19 protein-coding genes and 1 tRNA gene are annotated in these 21,898 nt (G+C 69.2%); 9 read left to right on the top strand and 11 right to left on the bottom strand.

All coding sequences use genetic code 11. From position 1 onward, the window contains the following. Nucleotides 1-73 precede the first annotated feature (73 nt). Genes ACIP8W_RS30520 through ACIP8W_RS30510 form a run of 3 tightly spaced genes read left to right on the top strand, consistent with a single transcriptional unit; the run spans nucleotide 74 to nucleotide 2,490 of the window. A complete protein-coding gene (locus ACIP8W_RS30520; protein ID WP_402205609.1) occupies nucleotides 74-361 on the top strand; it encodes a helix-turn-helix domain-containing protein in 288 nt (95 codons plus the stop codon). Further along, nucleotides 358-1,914, top strand: a complete 1,557-nt coding sequence (locus ACIP8W_RS30515) for a helix-turn-helix domain-containing protein (protein ID WP_402205607.1) — start codon at nucleotides 358-360, stop codon at nucleotides 1,912-1,914. Before ACIP8W_RS30520 ends, ACIP8W_RS30515 begins: the two co-directional genes overlap by 4 nt. Further along, nucleotides 1,915-2,490 carry a transcriptional regulator gene (locus ACIP8W_RS30510; protein ID WP_402205605.1) on the top strand — a complete coding sequence of 192 codons (576 nt, stop codon included), beginning with the start codon at nucleotides 1,915-1,917 and terminating at the stop codon, nucleotides 2,488-2,490. A gap of 65 nt (nucleotides 2,491-2,555) precedes the next feature. Here the strand turns inward: ACIP8W_RS30510 and ACIP8W_RS30505 are convergent, their stop codons facing one another. Beyond that, a complete protein-coding gene (locus ACIP8W_RS30505; RefSeq protein WP_402205603.1) occupies nucleotides 2,556-3,320 on the bottom strand; it encodes a hypothetical protein in 765 nt (254 codons plus the stop codon). Nucleotides 3,321-3,527: 207 nt separating this feature from the next. Between ACIP8W_RS30505 and ACIP8W_RS30500 the strand changes: the two genes are divergently transcribed. Continuing rightward, nucleotides 3,528-3,601, top strand: a tRNA-Met gene (locus ACIP8W_RS30500). A gap of 56 nt (nucleotides 3,602-3,657) precedes the next feature. Here the strand turns inward: ACIP8W_RS30500 and ACIP8W_RS30495 are convergent. After that, entirely contained in the window at nucleotides 3,658-4,695 is a 1,038-nt protein-coding gene (locus tag ACIP8W_RS30495) for a TniQ family protein (protein ID WP_402205602.1), read from the bottom strand. Nucleotides 4,696-4,869: 174 nt separating this feature from the next. Here ACIP8W_RS30495 and ACIP8W_RS30490 point away from each other — a divergent pair, with 174 nt between their 5' ends. Continuing rightward, nucleotides 4,870-5,595: a DEAD/DEAH box helicase family protein gene (locus tag ACIP8W_RS30490; protein ID WP_402205600.1), complete on the top strand. Its 726-nt coding sequence runs from the start codon at nucleotides 4,870-4,872 to the stop codon at nucleotides 5,593-5,595. Nucleotides 5,596-5,726: 131 nt separating this feature from the next. Here the strand turns inward: ACIP8W_RS30490 and ACIP8W_RS30485 are convergent, their stop codons facing one another. From ACIP8W_RS30485 to ACIP8W_RS30450, 8 genes are all read right to left on the bottom strand, one after another. Next, nucleotides 5,727-6,923 (bottom strand): hypothetical protein, encoded by a 1,197-nt coding sequence (locus ACIP8W_RS30485; RefSeq protein ID WP_402205598.1) that lies wholly within the window; start codon nucleotides 6,921-6,923, stop codon nucleotides 5,727-5,729. Beyond that, complete coding sequence (locus ACIP8W_RS30480) at nucleotides 6,854-7,870, bottom strand: P-loop NTPase fold protein (RefSeq protein WP_402205597.1); 1,017 nt, start codon at nucleotides 7,868-7,870, stop codon at nucleotides 6,854-6,856. Before ACIP8W_RS30480 ends, ACIP8W_RS30485 begins: the two co-directional genes overlap by 70 nt. Nucleotides 7,871-7,927: 57 nt before the next feature. Continuing rightward, nucleotides 7,928-9,817 carry a helicase associated domain-containing protein gene (locus ACIP8W_RS30475; protein ID WP_402205595.1) on the bottom strand — a complete coding sequence of 630 codons (1,890 nt, stop codon included), beginning with the start codon at nucleotides 9,815-9,817 and terminating at the stop codon, nucleotides 7,928-7,930. An 18-nt stretch (nucleotides 9,818-9,835) separates the two neighbouring features. After that, complete coding sequence (locus ACIP8W_RS30470; protein WP_402205593.1) at nucleotides 9,836-10,459, bottom strand: helicase associated domain-containing protein; 624 nt, start codon at nucleotides 10,457-10,459, stop codon at nucleotides 9,836-9,838. A 21-nt stretch (nucleotides 10,460-10,480) separates the two neighbouring features. Then, complete coding sequence (locus ACIP8W_RS30465) at nucleotides 10,481-11,155, bottom strand: hypothetical protein (RefSeq protein ID WP_402205591.1); 675 nt, start codon at nucleotides 11,153-11,155, stop codon at nucleotides 10,481-10,483. A 92-nt stretch (nucleotides 11,156-11,247) separates the two neighbouring features. After that, entirely contained in the window at nucleotides 11,248-12,282 is a 1,035-nt protein-coding gene (locus ACIP8W_RS30460) for a TniB family NTP-binding protein (protein WP_366399907.1), read from the bottom strand. Beyond that, complete coding sequence (locus ACIP8W_RS30455) at nucleotides 12,276-14,510, bottom strand: transposase (RefSeq protein WP_402205589.1); 2,235 nt, start codon at nucleotides 14,508-14,510, stop codon at nucleotides 12,276-12,278. Before ACIP8W_RS30455 ends, ACIP8W_RS30460 begins: the two co-directional genes overlap by 7 nt. Beyond that, nucleotides 14,507-15,283 carry a TnsA-like heteromeric transposase endonuclease subunit gene (locus tag ACIP8W_RS30450; RefSeq protein WP_366399909.1) on the bottom strand — a complete coding sequence of 259 codons (777 nt, stop codon included), beginning with the start codon at nucleotides 15,281-15,283 and terminating at the stop codon, nucleotides 14,507-14,509. Before ACIP8W_RS30450 ends, ACIP8W_RS30455 begins: the two co-directional genes overlap by 4 nt. A 279-nt stretch (nucleotides 15,284-15,562) precedes the next feature. Between ACIP8W_RS30450 and tap the strand changes: the two genes are divergently transcribed. Together tap and tpg are read left to right on the top strand one after the other, a co-directional pair. Further along, nucleotides 15,563-17,824, top strand: a complete 2,262-nt coding sequence (gene tap, locus ACIP8W_RS30445; RefSeq protein WP_401957724.1) for a telomere-associated protein Tap — start codon at nucleotides 15,563-15,565, stop codon at nucleotides 17,822-17,824. A 4-nt stretch (nucleotides 17,825-17,828) separates the two neighbouring features. Then, nucleotides 17,829-18,443, top strand: a complete 615-nt coding sequence (gene tpg, locus ACIP8W_RS30440; RefSeq protein WP_366399911.1) for a telomere-protecting terminal protein Tpg — start codon at nucleotides 17,829-17,831, stop codon at nucleotides 18,441-18,443. Nucleotides 18,444-18,997: 554 nt separating this feature from the next. Here the strand turns inward: tpg and ACIP8W_RS30435 are convergent. Continuing rightward, nucleotides 18,998-19,999 carry a hypothetical protein gene (locus ACIP8W_RS30435; RefSeq protein WP_402205586.1) on the bottom strand — a complete coding sequence of 334 codons (1,002 nt, stop codon included), beginning with the start codon at nucleotides 19,997-19,999 and terminating at the stop codon, nucleotides 18,998-19,000. Nucleotides 20,000-20,293: 294 nt separating this feature from the next. Between ACIP8W_RS30435 and ACIP8W_RS30430 the strand changes: the two genes are divergently transcribed. Together ACIP8W_RS30430 and ACIP8W_RS30425 are read left to right on the top strand one after the other, a co-directional pair. Beyond that, nucleotides 20,294-20,509, top strand: coding sequence for a hypothetical protein (locus ACIP8W_RS30430; protein ID WP_402205584.1), 216 nt, complete (start codon nucleotides 20,294-20,296; stop codon nucleotides 20,507-20,509). A gap of 770 nt (nucleotides 20,510-21,279) precedes the next feature. Next, the gene (locus tag ACIP8W_RS30425; protein WP_402205582.1) at nucleotides 21,280-21,414 is read left to right on the top strand and encodes a hypothetical protein; all 135 of its coding nucleotides are present in this window, start codon (nucleotides 21,280-21,282) and stop codon (nucleotides 21,412-21,414) included. The last annotated feature ends 484 nt before the right edge of the window (nucleotides 21,415-21,898 follow it).

Raw genomic sequence — 21,898 nt, 5'->3', positions numbered from 1 at the left:
AGCTTTCTTGCATCATTGATAGTGAAAAGCTGACTTTAATGCAAAAGTTGCATGATTCAGGTAGGGTGGCAGCATGGGATTGTGCTTGGAGGAGTCGCTGCGGCTGACGGTGGCCGCGTTGATGCAGGTGACGGGTGACTCGCAGCGGTCGGTCGCGGCAGTGCTGGGGCTGACGCAGACGCAGGTGTCGCGCCGGCAGTCGGGTGCCGTTTCGTGGAGCCTGCGCGACGTCAATGTCCTGGCCGAGCATTACGGCATCGGCGCCCTGGACTTGCTTGCGGGTCCGACCAGAGCATGCGAGGCGCTGCCCGCCGACCGGCGCCGTTCCGTCCGGGCCGAGACAAAGGGGGCGAGCCGGTGAGTGACTTCGACGCGATCGACTCGCTCCTCGACGCAGTCGGCCCGCAGGCCGAACTCCCGCCCTGCCAGGTACGCCGCGAGCTGCGGGAGCGAGCCCGGCTGTCCAAGGCGCAGGTGGCCCGTGCGCTCGGGGTGAGCCCGTCTACCCTCAGCGGATGGGAGAATGGCCGGGACCCGGCCGGTGAGGTCCGCACCAAGTACGCGTATCTGCTGGACGGGCTGAACGCCAAGCTCACCACCGAGACCGAAACCACCACGGCAGAGCCGGCTGAGGAGCGGTCCGCGGCATCAGGCACTGCTGCGGCGGCCGTCGCCTCTACGTCTTCGACGGAACCCGCCCAGGACGAGGACGAGGTGGAGCTGCTCGCCGTGCCCGAGCCGTGTGTGCTTTGCGGGCGCCCGGCCCAACAGCGTGTGGCGGGGTTCGCTCAGCATCTGGACCCCTCCGGCTGTCAGGCAGCCCCTGCACAAACCCCGAAGTCCTCGCCCACCGCGCCATCTGCCCGGGCCCAAGTGCCGCGTACGGCCCGCCCACCCCGACCGGCCGGCGGGAAAGACACTGCCCCGCGCGGGCGGGCGTTCCAGGAGCCGTCCGGGCCGGCCGACTTGATCCATGAAGCGGTGCACGCCGTGCTCGCCGAGCACCAGGGCGACGTCGAAGCCGCGAGCGCCGTACTGCTGAAGCGGGCCATCCCGGACGCGATGCGCCTGCTGGACGAGACCCGCAAGGGCGCCCGCTACGACGTGATCGCCCACCCCTGGATCCCCGACATCCTCAAGAAGCAGGCATCCAGGGGCGCCGACCAGATCTGGGAGGCCCGCCCCAAGTGGACGCGGCCCGAGCTGCCGCCCGGGAAGCACGAGGTCACCGCACTCGACATCAACGGTGCCTACCTCTCGGCCCTCAAGACCCACCTCCCGCTCGGCCAGCTGGAACACTCCACGGACTTCGCACACGACCGGCGCCGCGCCGGAGTCCACCTGATCACCCCGCCCGCCTGGGAACACGACGCGGTGCTGCCCAACCCGATCGGCCAGCGAGACGAACCAGGACCCCTGTGGGTCACCGAACCGACCCTGCGCCTGCTGCTGCGCCTGTCCGGCCCGAAGCACCGCCTGTGCGAGCCGCCCGAGATCCACGAGTCCTACACCTCGGGGGCCACCGAGAACCTCCTGGAGAAGTTCCGGATCGCCCTCAAGGACGCCCGCGACACCGCGATCGCAGACGGCGACGATCTGACGCTGGAGTATGTGAAGGCGATGTACTCCAAGTTCGTCTCCACGATGGGGGAGTCGAACTACAACCGGGAGCTCTACCGCCCGGACTGGATGCACATCATCCGCTCCCAGGCCTTCGCCAACCTCTGGATGAAGGCGCTCAAGGCCCACGACGCGGGACTGCCCGTCGTACGGGCGATGGGAACCGACGAGCTCCACGTCATCGGAGACTGGCGCCGTGTCTTCCCTGAAGGCCGCGGTGTTACCGAGGTCAAGGTCAAGGACACGTACACCGCCGGAACCGATGCCGAAGCCAGCACGGGGGAGAAGCAGTAGATGCCGGAGAAGAACATCGACTTCGGGAAGTTCGGCGCGAGCGGGATCAAGGGCAGCGAAGCCGTCGCCCGCCAGCTCGACTGGCTCGCCGCTCACATCGCCACCCCGGTGACCGCCAGGCGTGGCCTGATGGCACGCCTGCACTACCTGACGACATCGGACAGGGCCTGGCAGGCGGCCAAGGACGCCGGACTGACCGTGAGCGACCGGACGCTGAAGGCATGGAAGCAGGGCACACGCCGTCCCTCGAAGGCCAACCTGGAACGCATCGACGCCGCATACAAGGCGGTGCGGCGCCGCAACGTCGCCCGCCACCTCACCGCCCGCCTCAACCGCGAGGGCCGCGGCACTCGCGTGGAGATCCACCCCCTCGACCAGTCCGGCGTGGCGCGCCAGCTCCAGCGGGTGGTGGCACACCGGACGATGAACGTGCGCCGCTGGGACAAGATCGTCGCGTCCTGGGCGGTCGGCGACCACCAGGGCCTGGACGACGCCTGGACCGCCGATGTCCTGCCCGACCTGGGCTCCCAGTGGGGCCAGTACGAGTACGTCAAAAACATCGGCTTCGCCGCGTAGAAGCCGCCCCTCTCGGCCCAGGGGACGGACGCCGGACGTTCCACCGGGGCGATCGGAGCGGTCAATCACGCGGTGGGCAGGCCCGGAAGCCGGTCGTAGGCGGGATCGCCGGGGAAGGCGATGGACTCGATGTGCTGTGGCGGGATCGCGTTGCGGTAGAGGACGTCGGCGTTGGCGGGGGCGTAGCCGATGGCCTTGCCGACGAAGGTGTGCACCACCGATTTGAAGACGAGGTGCCTGCCGGGACTGGCGAGATCCACGTAGGCGGTGACCAGTGTGGGCCGGCCCAGGCAGCGCAGTCTCTGAGCAAGACCCGCAGGGTCGTCGCAGTGCTGCCAGTAGATCGCCTCGCCGCCCCAGAAGGACAGCAGCCGCCACGCCCCGCCGATGTCGTGAGAGGTGGCCTCGGCCGAGAGGGTCAGGCAGACCTGACCCTCTCGAATGCCCATCCTCTGCCTCCCCGGGGCGACCATGCTCTGGGAGCGCAATACCTCCCGCTCAGCGGCGGTCAGATAGCCCCGCTCATGGGCCTGATCCAGGCGGTCATCGACGAGAGCGGCATCCAGGGGGCGCAGGCCATGGGCACGAATCGCATGGGCCTCATGGTCGAGCAGCCTGGTGCAGTGCTGCGCCCGCAGAAGGTGGCCGCGGAGCAGGGCGAGGATCTGCGCCTCCCTGTCCTCCAACTCCAAGTCGACGTACAGCTCCGGCTCGTCCAGTTCGGCTTCGTGGGCGATCTTGTAGATGAGATCTGCTAGCGGCCGGGGCCACGTGGCGGGGTTGTCCACGTCCACGACGGGCCGACTGGTGGCGGCGTGAGCCAGTGTCATGGCGGGCCAGTATTCCACTGCCGGACCAACAGGCTCCGGGCCGGGAATGGGCCACGAGACCTGGACGATGAACGGGGGCCGGCGCGCCGGACGCCGCCACTACGGCCAGGTCAGGCCGACCTCGAGGACCAGAAATCCGCAAGCGTACGGCCCCGGCCCATAATGGTCTTCAGCGCCCGCCGCCATGACGTACGGTGGTGATACCGACGCGGGGTGGAGCAGCTCGGTAGCTCGCTGGGCTCATAACCCAGAGGTCGCAGGTTCAAATCCTGTCCCCGCTACTACAAGGTGGAGGGCTCACAGCCGTACGGCTATGAGCCCTCCATTCTTATGACGCCTACATGTCGGCAGCCGTCATGCCCAACTGCCAGGTCAGGCACGAGCGTTGGCTCACCGGACCGGTCCGGGAAGCGATCCGGCCGTGCCCCACCCCAAGCAGCAGCCCGCTCCCGCCCGCCGGACCGGACGGCGCGGAGACCCCCCTACGGTGACGCCCCAGCCACATCAGCAGCGCCTGACGCCCTTCAGCCACATCCACTCCCCACCCGGCCATCAACTGCTCCACGCCCGCAAGCCATCGGGACCGGTCTGCCGTATCCCGCTGCCCCGCGCATTCGAAGTCCAGCATGGCGCCCGCGAGTTCCGCGGCCTCCGGGTAGATCACCAGCGGGGCCGCCCGTATCTCCCGCGCGTCCAGCCCAGCCGTCCAGGCCCGCCGCACCCAGCACACGGTGTCCGGCATCCGCGTCCACCAGTACACCGCCACCTGGAAGGCATCGGCGAACAACTCCTCGCCGGCCGGCCCCCACCGTTCGGCCAGTTGCTGCCGCACGCCGTGCGCCGTCACCGTCTCGGGCAGTTCGGCCAGCTGCACGAAGTCCGGACCACGACCGCGGGAGTCGTCCGACCAGTAACCGTGCCGCAGACAGACCTGCCAGCTGTCCGGCGACATCAGCCACACCGTCTCACCGACCCCCAGTGCATCAGCACACAGCGGGCAACACCGCACGAGGTGCCCCGGCACAGGCTCCCAGCGCCACCTCCACTCCGCCGCCTCTGAACCTGGCAGCAGGTGCTCCGCGCCCAGGCTGGGCAGATCCTGCTGCAGGAGACCAGCCGCCCGGTCAGCAAGGACAGCCAGATAGCGCAGCCCCGCCTCGTTCACGTACATCTCGGTGGACTGCGGGTACTTCTCCACCCGCTCCGGGTACGCGGATGCCTCGCCCTGCCCGACGCGGTCGAGGAACGCCGCCAAGCTCAGGCCGTTGCCGTGCGCAAGCCGGTTCACGAACGACCCCGTCGACTCACCCGGCACCGGCCCCACACGCAGCGGCAGCGGCCAGCGAGGCCCGTACAGACCGGGATCATCCAGCACTGCTGCCCCTCCACTGAAGCCGCCACCACGGCCACCGTGACCGGCCAGCCGGAGGCTGGTCAAGAGCACCAGAACTCGTTCGGGTGAACCCCGGCAAACGCCCAGTCATGGCCCAGCACACCCCTTTCACCCTGTGAACCAGGTGCACGTGCACACCATCACCGGGGGAGGACCGTGGCCACCACGACGCGCATCCGCCCGGACTCGACCGCCCCAGCTCAGGTCCCTCGCCTGAAGACCCGTCTGCGCGGACGCCAGCAATGCGCCGCAGACACCGTCGTGAGCAGCTTCATCGAGGGCTACCGCCGCGCCACCGTCATCATGGCCACCGGCACCGGAAAGACCTTGGTGGCCCTGCACATTGCCCAGGAAACCGCGCCCGAAGGCATCTGCCTGGTCCTCGTGCCCTCACTGCGACTGCTCGAACAGACCGCAAAGGCATGGCACCACGAAGGACGCCCCGGCCGCTACATCGGCGTCTGTTCCCCCGACAATCCGGCAGACCCGTACCTGGCCGGCATCCTCACCATGGTCGACACAGGCGACGACTTGGCCTGGCAGGCAGCCGACACCCACGGACCGCTCAACGTCTTCTGCACCTACGACTCCCTGGACAAGGTCGTCGAAGCCCACCGCGACTTCCACCTGCCCCGCTGGGACGTCGTGGTCGCCGACGAAGCCCACCGCACCGCCGGTAACTACAACAAACCGTGGGCCCGCGTCCACCACGACGACAAGCTCCCCGCCCGCCACCGCCTCTACATGACCGCGACGCCCCGCGTCTTCGACGAGAAGAAAGCCCGCGCCAAAGGCATCAACTGTCGTGGGTCGTTTTTTGTGCGCAGCATGCGTGTTCTGAGCTGGTGGTTTCTCAGTTGTAGTGGGCCGTTGTGGTGCTGATGGTGCCGCTGGGTGTGGTGTGGCGGGGTCCTGCAGGTTCTTGGCCTGGGCTTGTGCAGTTTTTCTGGGTGGCATGCAGGTGGATTGGGCCGCTACTTGAAACGCGTACAGGGTGTCCTTCGGGCGCGGGGTCACGCCGTGGTGCCGGAGTCCGGGGGTGAGGTCTGGCCGGTGGCGGGTCGGTGCTCGCGGAGTGCTTGGAGGATGTTGGCGTGGTGTTCATCGGCGGAGTTGCTGGTCTGGGTCTGGAGGAGGGGGGCCAGGCGTGTGTAGAGGTCGTCGAGACCGAACATCGCGTCGAGGCCGGCCAGGACACTTTCGTCGATCAGGCGGTGCGGGCGTGGCGCGGGTTGGAGGAGTTTGCCCAGGAGGGGGAGGGGTTCCCAGCCGTTGTCGAGGCGTTGGCGTAGCCAGGGGCGCAGGCTGTCGGGGTGGGTGTGGCGCCACATCCAGATCAGGTCGGTGTCGGACTCGGTGAGTTCCTCAGCAGGTTTGCCTGTAGTGGGTACGAGGTGCTGGGCGATCTGCTCGGTTACGGCGTCGCGGGCCTGAAGAGACCAGTCTTCGGCGGTCTGTACTTCCTCGGAGTCGTTGTTGTCCGGGTTGGTGGCGCGGTGCAGGGTCCGGGTGGCCAGGACCGCTCCGTCGGGGCTGGCCGCCATGGCGGCCAGTACCGGGGCTCTTTGTTCGGGTGGGAGGTCGGTGAGGAGGTCCCGGGCCAGGAACTGCATGCTCATGCCGCTGTTGACTAGGCCCATCATTTCCGGTTCGGCGGTCAGTTGCCCGTAGCTGTCTGCCATGGCCTTGAGCAGCGCAGCGGCGGGGAGGCGGATACCGGCGCTGCGGCGCTGCTCGATTCGGCGGGTGATGCGGTGGGTGTCGTCGCGGAGGCGGAGCAGCAGTTCGGCTGCTTCCTCTCCTGGGGCGTCGGTGGTCAGCTGGGCCAGGGCCTGGTCGAAGGCGGCTTCGGGAAGGTCGTCATCGGGGACGCCGAAGACCATGTACCGGTCGAAGTAGTCGGTGCTGCCGATCCCGCGGCGCTGGGCGGCGGCTTTCGTGTCGCTACCGTTGCCGAGGTCTTGCTGGACTGTTGGGAACAGCAGGGCCAGCAGGTTGAGCACGCCTTTGATGTGGTCTTCGGCCACGCCGGCTTCACGCAGGCGGTGGCGCCAGCGTTCGGCTCGTTCGCCGGGCTGCTGTGTGCTGTGCCGCTGTGCCGCGTCGATGCTGGTGCCGGTCAGTTCGGCGCGGTGCCGTCTCAGGAGCCGGTAGACGCCGGGCTCGGTGGTGCGCAGGAAGGTGACGATGAGGAAGTCGACCAGGTCCACGTTTCCGGCGAGGGAGCTGAGGGTGGCGTCGGCCTGCCCGAAGTAGCGTTTGACGGCCCGTGGCGTCTGCAGCCTGTCCTGCAGGTGCCGGAAGTAGGCCTCGGAGAAGCGTCGTCCTCGCTCGGCGTCATGGACAGGCTGTGGGAGTCCAGCAGGGCGTTGAGGGCTCGGATACTCATGGCGGCGGCGTCTCGTTCGCGGAACGCGGGAAGGTCGAGCCGCACCTGGATGATCTTTTCCAGGAACTCGCGGGCCCTGCCTTCGCTGTTTCCTACGAGGTCGCTGCGCTGCAGGACGTCCAGCAGCGTCTGCTCGTCGAAGCTGATCAGGTAGTAGACGTTCGGTAGATGGCCCACCAGGCGCACCAGTTTGAAGACCAGGAGAAGTTCGTCGGGGGTGAGGCGGTCCAGGTCGTCCATGACGACCAGGACGGGCTGGCCTGCCCGCCGCAGAGCCTCTTCGGCCTTCCGCTTGGCTGTTGAGGCGCTGGTGTCTCCGCTGATGCGATCGCTGAAGGCCTTGATCAGGCCCTCCGAGTCGAGGCCGGCCAGCGCGGTGAGCTTGCCCAAGGGGCTGATGGCCTGCCCGAAGCCTCCGAGCGTTTTGCGGACTTCTGACCAGCGCCTTCCTTTGGGGAGGGCGGCTCGGACCTCGCTGAAGAGTGCCGTGGTCAGCGTCTCCAGGTTGGAGTAGAGCCATGGGTTGAGCTCCGCGATCAGCCAGTCCTCGCTGCCGTCCTGTTGCTGCAGGAGGCGTATCACCTTGCCCAGGACCGTCGACTTTCCGGAGCCCCAGGAACCGATCAAGGCCAGGACGCCGGTTTCGGTCTGGGTCCGGACGCGCTCCAGCAACTCCACCGCGTGCCGTGCGTACTGTTCACGCCCCAGCAGGTCGGACCCCTCGTCGTCGAGGAACGGTTCGTCGTTGAAGAAGCGCGCGTCGCTCATCGGCATAGCGTGCCTGACCGGGTCGTTGCCTCGCTGCAGATTGGTCGGGGCGGTCAGCTACTGGGGTGGATGTCGATGGTGGTGAGGAGGTGTTGCTGCTGGGGGTGGAGGGTGTTCCAGCGGGTGCGTTGCCGCTCGGTCCATCGCTGGAGGGCGGGGGAGTGGTCCTGGCCGGAGCGGTGGGTCAATAGGGCTTGTTGGTAGGTGCGTTGCCAGATGCTGGGCCAGGGTGGGTTCCACCACGGGTCGATCGCGGTGAGGGCTTGGCTGGTGGTGGGGGCCAGGCGTCCTTGCCGGGCTTTGCGGCGTGTTTGTACCAGCCAGCGGCCCAGGGGGGAAGCTGTCGTGGTGGGTGTCTGCGCTGGGGGAGAGGTGGCTGTGGACGGCGGCGTAGGCGCGGGCGTGGGCGAGGCCGGGGCTGAGGGGGTAGACACGGCTGGATCTGCGTCGCTGGCCGGCGGCGTCCGCGGTGCCGGGGGCGATCCCCAGGCCGGTCAGGAGTTTCTGCTGCTCGGGGCGTAGAAGATCCCAGGCGGCGTGTTGTGCTCTGACCCAGGTTCGTACGTCGGCGGGGACACCGTGAGGGCGGGTTTGTGTGGTGCAGGCGCGGGTGCAGGCGCGTTGCCAGGCCAGGTCCCAGGGCGGGTTCCACCACGGGTCGATCGCGGTGAGGGCCTGGTGGCGGGCGCTGGGGGTGGTCTCGCGCAGGGCCTGTTGGCGTTGGTCGTTGAGCCAGCGGCCGAGGGGAAAGCCGTCGTGGACGGTGGAGTAGGCGACGGCCAGGGTGTGGTGGAGGGCGGCGTAGGCGCGGGCGTGGGCGAGGGCGGTTTCTGCGTAGGGGTTGAGGGGCCGGGTGCGGGCGCTGTCGCGGGTCAGACCGATGCCGGCCAGGAGGCGCTGCTGGTCGGGGTGGAGGTCGTCGTAGTGGTTGCGCTGCTTGCGGAGCCAGGTGCGCTGGGCGGGGGCGAAGCTGCGGAAGTGGTGGTCGGCGTCGAGCCGGTGGCCGGCCTGTACCTGGTCGTGGATGTGCTGCCAGGCGCGTTGCCACGCCAGGTTCCAGGGCGGGCACCACCAGGGATCGATGGCGGTCAGGGCCTTGGTCCGGGCGGATGGTGGTGTGCCGCGGTGGGCGTGGTCGCGGGCGTGCTGGCGTTGCCGGCGCAGCCATCGTCCGAGCTGGAATCCGTCGTGGACGGTTTCCGTTGCGGTGGCGAGGGTGCCGTGCGTCGCGTGGTAGGAACGGGCGTAGCCCAGTGCGGTGGCGAAGTCGGCTTCGTTCTCGGCGGGCCGGGCGGCGGCGCCGCGGGCCTGGTCCTCGGTGATTCCGATGAGGGCGAGCAGGTCGTGTTGGCCGGGCTGGAGGGTGTCGTACTGGGCGCACTGCGTGGTCAGCCACGCGGCGAGCGCGCTGGCGGTGCCGGGGAACCCGGCCGCGGCCTCCAGGGCGTGGCCGGCTTGGACATGGGTGTGCGCCTGGTGCCAGGAGCGCTGCCATTCCAGCGCCCAGGGCGGGTTCCACCAGGGATCGATCGCCGACAGCGCCAGCGCGCGGGACGACGGGGTGCCGTAGCGCAGCTGGTGGGCGCGGTCCTTGCTGCGCTGGTTGGACAGCCACTGCCCCAGCTTCAGCCCGTCCTGGACAGTGTCGGCGGTCGCGTTCACCAGCGTGCCGTGGGTGTCGGCGAAGGCGCGGGCACAGGCGAGGACGTTCTGGAAGTGGGTGGCCATGTGCTTGCGGCGGGGCCGGGCCGCCCGGGCACTGTCGCGGGTGAGGCCGATGTCGGACAGGAGGCGCTGCTGGCCAGGGTGCAGGTCGTCATAGCCGGTGCACTGGTTGTAGAGCCATTCACCCAGGCCGAAGCTGGTGGCGGGGAAGCCGTGTTCGGGCCGCAGGCCGCCCCGGGCGCGGGCGTGGTCGCGGGCTTCGTAGTAGGAACGCTGCCACATGACCGTCCACGGCGGTCTCTACCACGGATCCAGCGCCTCGAGTTCCGCGACGTGTTCGGGCGGCATCGCGGGGAATTTCCGGTGATTTGACAGCCACCGGCCCAGCGTGAAGCCGTTGAACCGCTCGCCGATCGGAGCTGCGAGGTGGCCGTGGACGGCGGCGTAGGCGCGGGCGTGGGCCAGGCCGGTGGTGAAGGCGTGGTCCGATGTGTGCCGGAGCCCCAGGTGCAGCCGCGTACCGCCCGCAGCGTTCTCGCCCTTGTTGGCGATGCCGCGGTAGGCGGTGAGTTCGCGGGCGATGGGGCGGGGCCGGTGCGCCATGTGCAGTGTCCACAGCCGGTCGGCGGCGGCTGTGTCCGCGTCGGCCCGTACGCAGTGCTGCGCCCAGAGCAGCAACGGGCCGGCCGAGGTCGAGGCGATCTGTTCGGCAAGCCACGGCCGGTTCGTGACTCGCGCCAACTGGGTGACCAGAGTGGGGGTGTGAGCGAGCGTGTGGGGCAGGTGTCCGTCGGTGTCGGCGAGCAGCCGCTGTCTGGTGCGTTCGTCGGTGAGGACCGAGGTGAGGGCGACCGTCTCCGGGTAGGTGACCGCGTCCCTGACCAGCAGCCGCCACCAGCCGGGATCTGCCCCAGGCGGCGCCATCTCGCGTACCCGGCGCGGCCATTACTCCTCCTCGGGCCACTGCTGCGCCCACCAGGAGACGAGCACGGCGTGGGCGACCTCGAACGCGCGGGCGGCGTCCGGCCGGTGGCGCAGCAGCTGCAGGTGCCGCCGGTGTGCCGCGAGCATCTCCGGCAGCCCCGTCAGGTCGATCTGCTCGGTGCCGGCTGGCGCGCCGTCGACCCAGTGGGTGCCGAGCATCCAGCGCCGGTGACGCGGGCAGATTCGGGTGTGCGGTTTCAGGTACAGCCGGGCGGGCTTGGCCCGTCCGGTGCGTGCCGCTGTGCACAGTCGGCAGCCTTCCCCTGCGGCCGGCACCACGACCCCGAAGCGGAACCGCCCGGCCGCACCTTCCCCGTCCGGAGCAAGGGGCTCCTTGGCGGCCCAGGCGGGCAGGGCCCGTCCCAGGGCGTCCTCGGGCACGCGGCAGAACACCGATATACGGGCCCGGGCTTCGGCGTTGAGGTACATCTCGCCGTCCGTGCGGTAGCCCTTGAACAGGCCTCCGCCGACCTGGAGCAGTGCCGGGATGAGATCTCTGACGCCGAGCCGGTAGCGGTCGGCCAGCCGGTCCAGGTACGACAGGTTCGTCTCGCTCTGCAGCGGTGCGAGCCGTGCCGACCCCGGCCGCGCCGCCGCTGCACATGGTGGTGGCTGTGGTGGAAGGGAGTTGCGCATCAGGGAGGAGAGACCGGTTTCGGTGGAGCTCAGGCGATCAGAAGCCGAGCAGCGACGTGGACGGGGATCCGGACGATGAGGGCAGCCGCAGGTCAGCTGCGGCGCGATACGGGTGTGCGGTGACGCTGTGGTGCCCGGGCTCGTTGTTCGGCGGCGGTGTCGAGTTCGACCTGTTCGAGCAGTTTCTTGGTGATCTTCTCGGTGCCGTCCAGCAGGGACACGAGGGCGGCTTCGCGGACGAGGTGGGAGAGGCTGCCCATGCGGCCGCCAGTGCGGGCGTGAAGGTAGGCGGCGTGCGTGAGGAGGGTGCCGGGCCGGTGGTGGCGCAGCCGCAGGGCGCTGTCCATGCCGTGCATCAGGTCGTGCCAGATCTGTTTGTCCGCGCCGCTGCCGAAGCGCAGCGGCTGGTTGCGCACGATTTTGAAGCGGCCGGCGAGCTGGGAGCCGCGCACACCGGTCAACAGCGGTGAGGTCTCGACGTCGATGCCGGAGTAGACGAAGGTTGCCGGGATCCGCTCGCCGAGGTACTTCAGCTGGTCGGAGGTCTCGGCACCGGCCCGGCTGCGGGTGTCCATCAGGTGTACGTCGTCGACCAGGATCAGCTGGGTGCCCATCTCACACAGCAGCTCGCATACCGCGTTGGTGATCTGGATCTGGTTCATCCGCTCCAGCATTGGCAGGCCGAGGAAGCGGGCGAACTCGCTGATGAGCATCTTCGGAGTGGAGGACGGCGGCACGGTGATGAACAAGACCGGCAGACGCCCGTCCTGGTTCGGGTGGCGGCGCCGGTCGGCGAGTTCGACGGTGCGCCCGAGCTGCTGCATCGCGGTGGTCTTCCCGGTGGTCGCCGGCCCGGAGATGATCAGGCCGCGCCTGGCTCCGCCCTGCTGGCCGCGGTTGAGCAGCAGCAGACGGCGTACCGCGGTGGAGATGGCGTCCATCGCGGGGGTCTTCAGCACCACGAACCGCGCGTGGTAGTCCTCCCGCTGCTCCAGGGTCCACCCCTCGTCGCCAACGTCCAGCGCCGGGGCAGGGGCTGTGTCGACGAACTGCTGCCACCCGTCCCACGTGGTCAGGGGACTGAAGGCGCTGTGCTGCGCGGTGGCGGGCTTGACTGTTGTCACCATGCCTGGGCCTCCTGGTACGGGTCGTAGATGTGCATGCCGCCCGTCCCGGCAGCGTCCGGCGTCTGCTCAGCGGCCTGGGCGCGGGCTGTTCCGGCCGTCGGCTTGGTTACTTCCGCTTCCTCCGCGTGGCCCGCCGCGGCGTCCTGGCCGTCGGCGAGGCCAGCGAGGGGGTCGTCTTCGATGTCGTCCAGGCCGTCGTCGGCGTCCCAGCCGTCGGCGTCCTCGGGCAGGACGGTGAAGGAGCCGGGCAGCCCGAACGAGGCCCCCGGCGCGAGAGGCGCAGGCCACTGCTGCGGGGCGGTGGCTGGGGAGGCATCGGTCATCTGCGCGGCCGCCTGGGCCCGGGCGGCTACTGTCCGCTCGCGTTTGCTGCCCAGCCCCTGGCTTGCACGGCGCAGCAGCTCATCCAGCGCCCCAGCGATCGCGGCCTCGTGCTCTTCGCGGCCCACGCGGCGTTCCACGGTGCGCCGGACGTGGTCGAAGGTAAACGCGGTGAACGGACGCCGTACCGCCGCCGCGTGGACCCACGGAACCTCCAGCCATCCTTCGGGCAGGCGCACCCACACCCGGTTGGGGTCATAGGGGTTGTGGTGGACTTCCCACCGTCCGTTCTTGTCCGCCCGCGGCGAGCGGCGGCGCCGGCAGGGGTTCAGGCCGGGGTGGTCGTAGGTGCGGTAGCCGAAGCGGATCCCGTAGTCGTTGACGGCCTGCCACCGCAGGGGCAGGAGTTCGACGTAGTCGTCGGCGGACAACGGCACCGGCACATGCCCCGTCACCGCCACCAGGGCCGCCCACATCTCGTTCGGCGACACGGAGACCCGCGGCATCATCGGGTGCCGCAGCGCCTCATGCGCGCGCTCCTGCCACCCGGCGATGACCCACTCGTCCAGCAGTTCCTGAAGCTGCGCCAGGCTCCAGCACGCATCCTGCTCCGCGGCCGCGCCGCGCTGGGAGACATCCGAGCCGGTGTGGCCCGGCAGGTACTGGCTGAACCCGTCGGCGATGGTGCGGAAGGTCCGCTCCACGTTCCCCTTCGCCGGGCCGTTCGCCGGCGGCACCGGCTGCACCGACACTCCCAGGCTCTCGCACGCCGAGATGAACGAAGCCGACACGTACACCCGGCCCTGGTCCACCACCACCGTCTCCGGCATGATCACCGGCCGGGCAGCAGCCTGCTCAAGCCGCGCGTCCAACGCCACCAGCCGCTCGTAGGGGATGACCGACCGCTGCATCGACAGTGCCGTATCCCAGCCCGGCCGCATCGCGGCCGGCACCACCATCTGCGCCAGCAGCATCGCCGCGTCCACCGACGTCGTGCCCACCGGCCGCAGCACCGCCGCGCAGATGCTGCGGGTTGCCACGTCCAGCGCGATGCTCAGCTCCACCCGGCCGGTCACACCGTTGTCCAGCACCGCCAGGACATCCAGCGGCGTGCTGTCCAGCATCACCAGCTCACCCGGCCGCAGCGCCACCGTCGGCGTGAACGGCGGAGCTGGCCGCGACGCATGCCATCGCCGCTGCGCCGCCGTCCCCAGCAGCCCCTGCCCGTCGGCGACCGCGTGCACCAGCCGGTTGAACGTCGATGCCGGCGGCAGGGCCACCACCCCCGCGCCGTGCTCCTCCTCCAGCAGCCATCCCACCTGGCGGCGCAGCCGCACCAGCGTGCCCGTCGACCGCTCCCGCTGCCCCTCCAGCGCTGTCCGGATCGCCGTGACCACCCGTTCATCGGCCCGTCCTACGGCAGACCGCTCCCTCGCCGCCCGCCCGTCCACCAGCCCCCACAGGCCCTCGCTTCGGTAGCGGGCCCGCATCCGCCGCACCGTGGCCACACTCGCCGTCCAGCCCGCCGCCGTCAGCTCCTGCGCCTTCGCCTGCTCCCGCTGGGCCAGGCTCTGCGTCGCCGGATCGAACTCCTCACGCGGACGGCCCTGCCCGACCGCATCCGGGAAGCCGGTCTCCACCTCCCGCACATGCCGCTGCCACGCCAGAGCCCGCTCCCGTACCTCCACCGGCAGTGCTTCCAGCAGCCCGAACGGCGGCACCCTTTGTGGCACGCGCCCGCCTTCCACTTCGAAGGACGGGTCGGCGAACAGGTAGGGCAGCAGCACGACTGCGGAGGCCCCCTCGCCGGTCACCAGCGTGGCCCGGGCGCCTTCCAGCACGGCCACCGTCCACATCCGCCCGTCGAAGCGAACCCGCGCCCCGACCTCGACAACCGCCTGCGTCACGCCGCCTCGTCCTCCTGCCGCGGGACCGAGACGAGGACGCGCTCATGCAGCGGTTCGTCCAGCCGCACACGCAGCACACCACTCCACAACGTGTGAAAAAGCGCAGGCCAGACCGCGATCGGGTCACCCAGGTTCCGCACCACTTCCACCGCCGGCCGCGGCCTGCCGAACGCCGCCACCAGAGCCGGGATCCACGGACCCGCACCGTGCCGGGGATGCCGGTATCCGGCCAGCCACCGCACATTGGCCACCAGCACCGGATCCGGAGGCTCCTCCAGCCGATAGGACCAGCCCACCGCCTCCGCAGCAGCTGCCACCACCCGCGCCCGCTCACCCAGCCGGGCAGAGGGCCCGCTGCGCCCCACGCAGTCGAGCAGTAGACCGCTGCCGTCCTTAAGCCTGGCCATCAACTGGGGTGCATGCCCGACGACTTGACCACCCTCACGCCACACCAGCTCCGCAGGCCGGCAGGCCAACGCCACCACAGCCGTATCCCGGTCCAGCAGCATGAGCTGGGTCCGCATGACACCGGACCCGTACGCCACCAGCCGCCCGTTGGTCGACGACCACCACCAGCCCGGAGCAACGCGCCGCCCGTACCGGACAGGAAACGGCCGTACCGCAGGACTGCGCTCGAAGGCGACGTCCTGCGCGGCCTCGAGCCACGGGACCTGCTGCACACAGCCCAGCGGGTCGAGGAAGCGCACGTCGATCCGGCTGGAGCCTACGGCCGCACCGCCGCCGCCCCGAACAGTAAAGTCCGTCGCCTGCATGCAAGCAGTCAACCCAAGCCCAAGGCCCCATTCCCCCAGGCAAGTTGACAGGAATCACGCCGATGTCTTGGACGGCAGCTCATTGCCATTCCAGGCCTGCCGCCACCGCGCCGCCTACTCGAACAAGACCTTGCCGCCGCCCGCATCAGGCGGCCCCGCCCGATGCGGACAAAGAACATCACCCGCTGACACCGGCATGCCCTCCAGGGCTACAGAAGTGCGTTTCGGTATGCGTTCGGGGGTTAAATTGATCTAGATTGTGGTGCGGGAGGGTGAAGCATGCCGAGTCAGGAAGAGCTGTTCGCCGCAGTTGACGAGCTGCTGACGCAGCCCAGGCTCGTGCTGCCGCTGCCGGAGGAACGGCTGCGGCTGCGTAAGGCCGCTGGTCTGACGCAGGACGATGTGGCCCGGGCACTGAAGTCACGGCGGGAGACGGTCAACGGCTGGGAAACCGGCCGTACCGACCCCAGACCACCGCGGCTTCAGGCGTATCTGCGGCTACTGGAAGGCTGGGCGGCGAAGTACCCGGCCCAACCCGCGCTGGACACAGGGTCCTTCACCGGGCCCGCAGCCGTGCTGGATGCGCGGACTGCCCCCACCGACCCGGCCAGTGTCCCGGTGACTGCACCAGTCGCTGAGAATCACCCGCCTGTGCAGCGCCCGGCCTCCGCCGCGTCCCGTCCGACAGGCACCACTAGGCCGGCATCGACGTCGCGGCGTCCGGCCCGGCCGAAGACGGCCGCACCCGCGGTGGAATCCCGGTTCCCCCATGGCCCGCTCGCGGTGCTGGACGGGGAGGGCACGGCGTTCTGCCTGGGCGGAGTGCTGCTGGAGTGTGCGGCGACGACGATTCCGCAACTGGTCGACTGGACGCTGAAAGAGTCCGGGATCGGCGCCCCCAGGCTGAACAAGAACGGCAAGGACTCCGATCCGCTGATCGTGCTGACCGCGGCGGCCGCCGTACGGTTCGGCCTGCCGGAGCGCCTGGAGGGCCATGAAGCACGCCGGAACCTGCGGCTGCCGGAGGACCACCCGGTCGTCAAACAGATCACGAAGGCGAAGTGGAAACTCACCCAGCGCGGCTTCGGCCCCTGGGCCCGCATCTACCGCCCTGCCAAGGGCAGCCAGCGCCAGTGCGTGCAGTTGGCGATTCTGCCCTGGGACGCCCTGGACACCCGCGCCTGGGGCGACGCCGCCACCCTGCACCCCGCAGACCTCGCCCGAGTGCTGGGCGTGTACGCGTCCCGGGTCATCACCCCGCGCGGCTCCACCGCCGTATCGGGGCTGGAGCTGATGACCGCGACGAGGCCGCCGACCCGCCCGGTGCAGGACGAGGCGACCAGCCAGTGGGTGTCCGGTCCGAACCCGGGCGCGCTCACCCGCCCGATCGACCCGGCCCCGCCGGAGGCAACGCCGGAACACCCCGCCGCCCAGGGCTGGACGGGCGGCTTCCTGGACGAAGAGGCCTACCAGTGGGTCCGCGACCCCAAGCTGCTCTCCGATGAGGAGTGCCTGCTGCCGTGGGCGGTCGGCATCGACATCAACACCGCCTTCCTCGCGGCCGCCGCCCGCCTCACTGTCGGCCTGTCGGAGCCGGTCCACGTCATGGCCCCGGCCTTCGACAAGAAGATCCCCGGCAGCTGGCTGGCCGACCTCTCCCACATCGCACTGGACCCGCGTCTACCGAACCCGTTTACGCCCACCGGGGAGTGCCCCGAAGGACCCGGCTGGTACGCGACACCGACCGTGGCATACGCGGTCGAGCTCGGCTACGACGTCACACCGGCCGAGGCATACCTGCGCCACGAGACGGGTGCGTACCTGGACCCGTGGCACGACCGTCTCAAGGACGCCTTCCTCACGACGACCGCCGATATGGGCGTACCCACCGACAAGGACACCGACGAAGACGCGTTCCTCACCGCGATGGCCCTGCACAAGACATACGCCGCCGCCCACCAGGACGACGTCGAAGTGCTGCGCACTGCACTGCGTGAACTCGCGCCCGGCCGCGCCGACTTGGCGCACCTGGCCGGCCAGAGTGACGAGGACCTGGCGGCCGCGGTACGTCGGCACCGGCAGGGCGCGATGGTCCTGTCCGCCATCAAGTCGACGGTCAAGGGCGGCATCGGCAAGCTCCGCGAACGACCCCAGGGCCGCCACTACACCGAGGGCGAGCGCTGGCCCGCCCTGGAACGGGCGACGTGGAGTCCGCACATCCGGGCGATGCTCATCGCCAAGGCGCGCGTGAACATGCACCGCAAGATGGCCAAGCTCGCCGCCCTGACCGGCCTGTACCCGCTCGCGGTGCTGTCCGACTGCGTCGCCTACGCCAGCCCAGGTTCCTCCCCGCTGGACTTCCTCCCGCGCAACGGCGACGGCACACCGGTCTACGGCACGTTCCGCATCGGCGCGAACCCCGGCTTCTGCAAGGTCGAGGGGGTCCAGGACATGGCGTGGGCGGTGGACCTGATGGAACAGGGCTACAACCCCGCCCGCCACATCAAGGGCGGCGACGCCGTCGCGGACGAAGGGGAGTAGCCCCGTGGTGCGACGGATCCGCCCGGGCAACGCCGACGCCGACGACGCCCTGGTCCAGGAAGCGATCGAGCGCGCCGGCCAGGAAGTCTTCACCCACGAACCGCCCAAGACCCTCAAAGGGCGGATCAACTTCCTGTTGAGGCAGCTGAAGACGGCCAAGGCCGTAGCCCAGGAACTCGGCATCACCCAGCGCTCCGTGGAGCGCTACCGCACCGGCGCGCGCAAACAGCCGCCGAAGGAGATCGCCGACCGTATCGACGCGGCGGTACGCGCCCGCTGGCAGCCGAGGGTCCGCGACCGGCGCCGCAAGCAGGCCGCGACCCGCACCGGGATCACCGTGGAGGCCCGCGCCCGCTTCGGCTACAGCGCACCGATCGGCACGACCGACGACGGCCGCACACGGCGCATTACCGTCCACCTCCCGGCCGACTACGCTCGGCGCCTGTTCGACGCACAGTGGGGCATCGGCGCCCAGAGCCCTAACGAGGTCATCGCCGAAGGCATCCAGGAGATGTACTTCAAGGACCACGGCCGCCGCGCCGACCAGCTTGAGGTCGAATTCACCGACATCGACTACATCGACGTCTCCTTCGGATCTGGTCCCGACGCGGGATGCTAGACCCGCATCCACGTCCTCTTCGACGGACGGCCCACCGCCGATGTCCCCGGATCCGCCGCCTGTCGGTCCTCTCTCTAGTTACGACATTCAGATAGCTCTGACGTGCAGTGCTTAGAGTTGGCAGAGAAGATTCTGGTTCTGCCGTTGAGCTGGGGTGGTACGTTTTTCTTGATCAACTACGCTGATGGGTATGGCACTTGACCTGCGGTGCTGTAATTAGCCTAATAATGTCGCAACTAGAGAGATAACTAGTTTGGTGGCGACCGATGGTGTAGGCGGGCAAATACGCCCTTATGTGGCATCGTCTGTCTTGCGTGGTTTGCGACTTCTGGCCCCTGTTCTGCGGGGCGTTCGGAGGGTCGTGCAGACATGCGGTGACGGCGTCTGGGCTGCCGACGGTCGCGTTCCTGCTCGCACACACGCCCAGGGGGCTCCGTGCTTTGCGGGTGCTGGCCGGGGGAGGGTGCGGTGCGTTCGTTCCCGAGGGGCGGGGCGATCCGGTGTTCGGCGTGGCTCTCGGTGCGGAGGGCGCCTTGGCGCGGGGCCGGTTTCCCCTACTGGAGGGGGCGGCGCCACTCCCCGGTGATGTGGCGGCGGTGGAGGACGGGGAGGACGGTCGGGCCGGCTTCTCTCCCGAACGCCGCTGTCTGCAGGATGACTCGGTGGGCGGCCATGTCGCTGTTGTCGTCCTTGAAGTTCTGCCACTTCCCGTCGTTGTGCCGCTTGGAGTGGCGGAGCACGTCCAGGAGTCCGAAGGCTTCCAGTGGCTGGTGCGTCTCGTACGCGTCGCGGCCGAGTCCGTAGAAGCCGTGCCGGACGTCGCTGCGGACGTAGCCCTCCTTGATGGTCGACCCGTCCTCGATAACGCGGGGCGAGGGGTCGAACTTGATCACGTCGAACCACATGAGCAGGGCTGCGATCTCACTGGTCGTCAGTACGTGGACCCAGCCGTTCGTGAAGAACCCGACGGGGATCTCCACGAACGGCTCGTTGTCGGCGGGGACGGTGTACGGGATGTTCGCGGCCCCGGCGTTCTTGCTCTTGCCGTTCTCGCACAGCAGGAGGACGCCTTTGCGAACCTGGCCCTTGACGCCCGTTGCCGACGCGAGGAGGCCCATCTTCTCCAGCGTCTTCATGGCCTCGGCGATCTGCCTGACCTTGTTCGTGCGGACCGAGGCCGCCTGGACCCCGGGGCCGGCGTACCTCGCGGTGGTTGCGACCAGGCCTCGCCAGGAGTCGGTCTGTTCCGCCGTCGGCTCGATCGGGTAGGGGGTGGGCCACTCCTTGCCGGCCGTGGTCTCGCACTGTGCGGCGAAGAGCACCAGAAGGTACAGCTTCAGCGTCAGGCCTCTCGGCGAGATCATCTGCGCGGAGAGGGGGCGCTCGGACCTCGGCAACGGCTTCCGCTCGTCTTCGACCAGCCCGGCGAACTTCTCCAGCCGGACGAAGGAGCGTCTGATTCTCACCACTTCCGGGCCGCCGCGCTCGTGGAGCTCGCGAGCCTTCTCCACCGCGCCCGGGAGGTCACCCTTCGACAGGTCCGCCAGCTGATCCACGCGGACCTCGACCTTGACGTCCCCCACCGCATGCCCCAAGTTTTTTCGACGCTTTATCCCCTACGTATTGATCCGTATATCGCGTCATCCGTGTCTCTATCCATGTCTTGTCACTCTCGACACGTCGCATGCGGATCAATACGTCGATCAGGATACCTGATCGGGTGTCAAGTCGGCTGCACCATGGTGTTCTCGCCCGAGAATGCGCGGCGGGAAACCGCAGGACCAGGGCAGCGAGCCGGCCAGCAGAACTGCCCTGGTGCCTGTGCCACAACGGGAATGAGGTACTCCTACGTGTCCATCGACCGTACAGCAGCAGATCAGGCAGGTCACGAGTCGGACGGCTCCGGACGCGGGCCAGGTTCCGGGAACGCCCTGAACTGGTGCGAGTTCGTCTTCAAGGTCCTCTGCGTGGGGGGCGGGCTCGCCCTCTTCTTCGGCGGCTTCCCCCTGGTGGGCCTCGCCCTTCTCGGGGTGCTGGGAATTCAGGTCACCGTCAACCGGCACTGACCGCAGGGCCGGCGAAGGGAGGGGCCCTCTGCCCGTCCGGCGGGGCCCGCACCACCCAGGTGCGGGCCCCGCCCCGCCTCGGGAGCCTCGGCCCGCGGCGGCGTCGGCCGAGGAGCTCGCCAGGGACGTCGCAGCCTTCGCCGACGGCGGCGGCGGGCTCATCGTCATCGGCGTCGCCACCCGCCTCGAGCACGGCAAAGAGGTCCTGGACCACGTTGTCGAGGTCGACCCGGCCGCGGTGGACCTGGACCAGACCCGCAAGCTGACCCGGCAGTGGATCACGCCGGCACCCCGCGGCCGCCCCCGGCCACGCGCACGCCCGACGCCACAACCGGCTCAAGGGCGATCCGGCCTGCAGCGCCCACCGGGGCGAGCGGCTCGTCCGCCAACAGGTCGAGACGCCCTCCGGCGGCCGCACCCGGTACGTGCTCGACACCGGGCACCGTGCGGTCCGGATCGACAGCAACCTATGACCGACGCCATAGCCGATCGACCCACCGGCCCGCCCGGCCCTCCTCGCCCGGAATCCAACCAAGATCACTGGCTCGGCACCGAGACCGTAACCGGAACCACGCCGGGACTTGCCCGGGGGGCGCGAGCCGGCTATTACCCACGCCTCGGCACCACCGGACAGCTCTCGCTATTAGCCGCGTCGCAGGAGTGCCGCATTCAGCGAGCCGCTTTTCAGTAGGCGTGATTCTGCTACTGTCGAGACACCCCTCCAAGAATTCCGGTGGATTTCAGCTGGTCTACCGGGAGGAGGTGATTCGGTGTCCGGCAGGAACCCCGATGAGGGAACCGAGCCGGACCGGACCAAGCGGCAGTCAGCCGTCCAGATATTCATCCTGATCGCGCGTGCCAGCCAGGCCGCGTACTGGGTGTACAAGCTCTGGCAGCTGAACTAGCAGCAACGATGGGCCCGGCCGATGCCACGGCCGAGCCCATCCCAGGTCCGGAACCGGGGGCCCCACGATCTCGTGCGACAGAGGCGTGGGGCCCGACTCGTTTGTGGACCGAGCGATCTGTCCGGCTTCCCGGAACTGACGATCGGCTGCCAGCATACATCCCCCTTTCTATTTGCGGAACCCAATGAATTTCAGATCCGGATTCCCGAATCGGGAAACTGTCGAGCCTTGGGGTCCTTCAATTCCCGCTAATGTTGGCATTTAATTCCTTCGATTCGCCACTGCCGTGTGACTTCATTTCCTCATCCTGTGTGGTGTTTCGGGGACGCGGCTGTCGGTTTCGGGGGCGCCCCCGTTCGTTTCGGGAGCGTGCTGCCGGGCTTCGGGGCCGGCCGGTCCCACGGGGCAGGTCTCGGTCTCGCGGGCGCAGGTCCCGGTCTGGCCCAGGTCCCACGGGGCAGGTCTCGCGGGGCAGGTCTCGGCG

Source organism: Streptomyces sp. NPDC088554, assembly GCF_044752945.1.
Classification (GTDB): domain Bacteria; phylum Actinomycetota; class Actinomycetes; order Streptomycetales; family Streptomycetaceae; genus Streptomyces.
The sequence above is the reverse complement of the archived record's forward strand: the minus strand, read 5'-3'. Positions and strand labels throughout refer to the sequence as shown.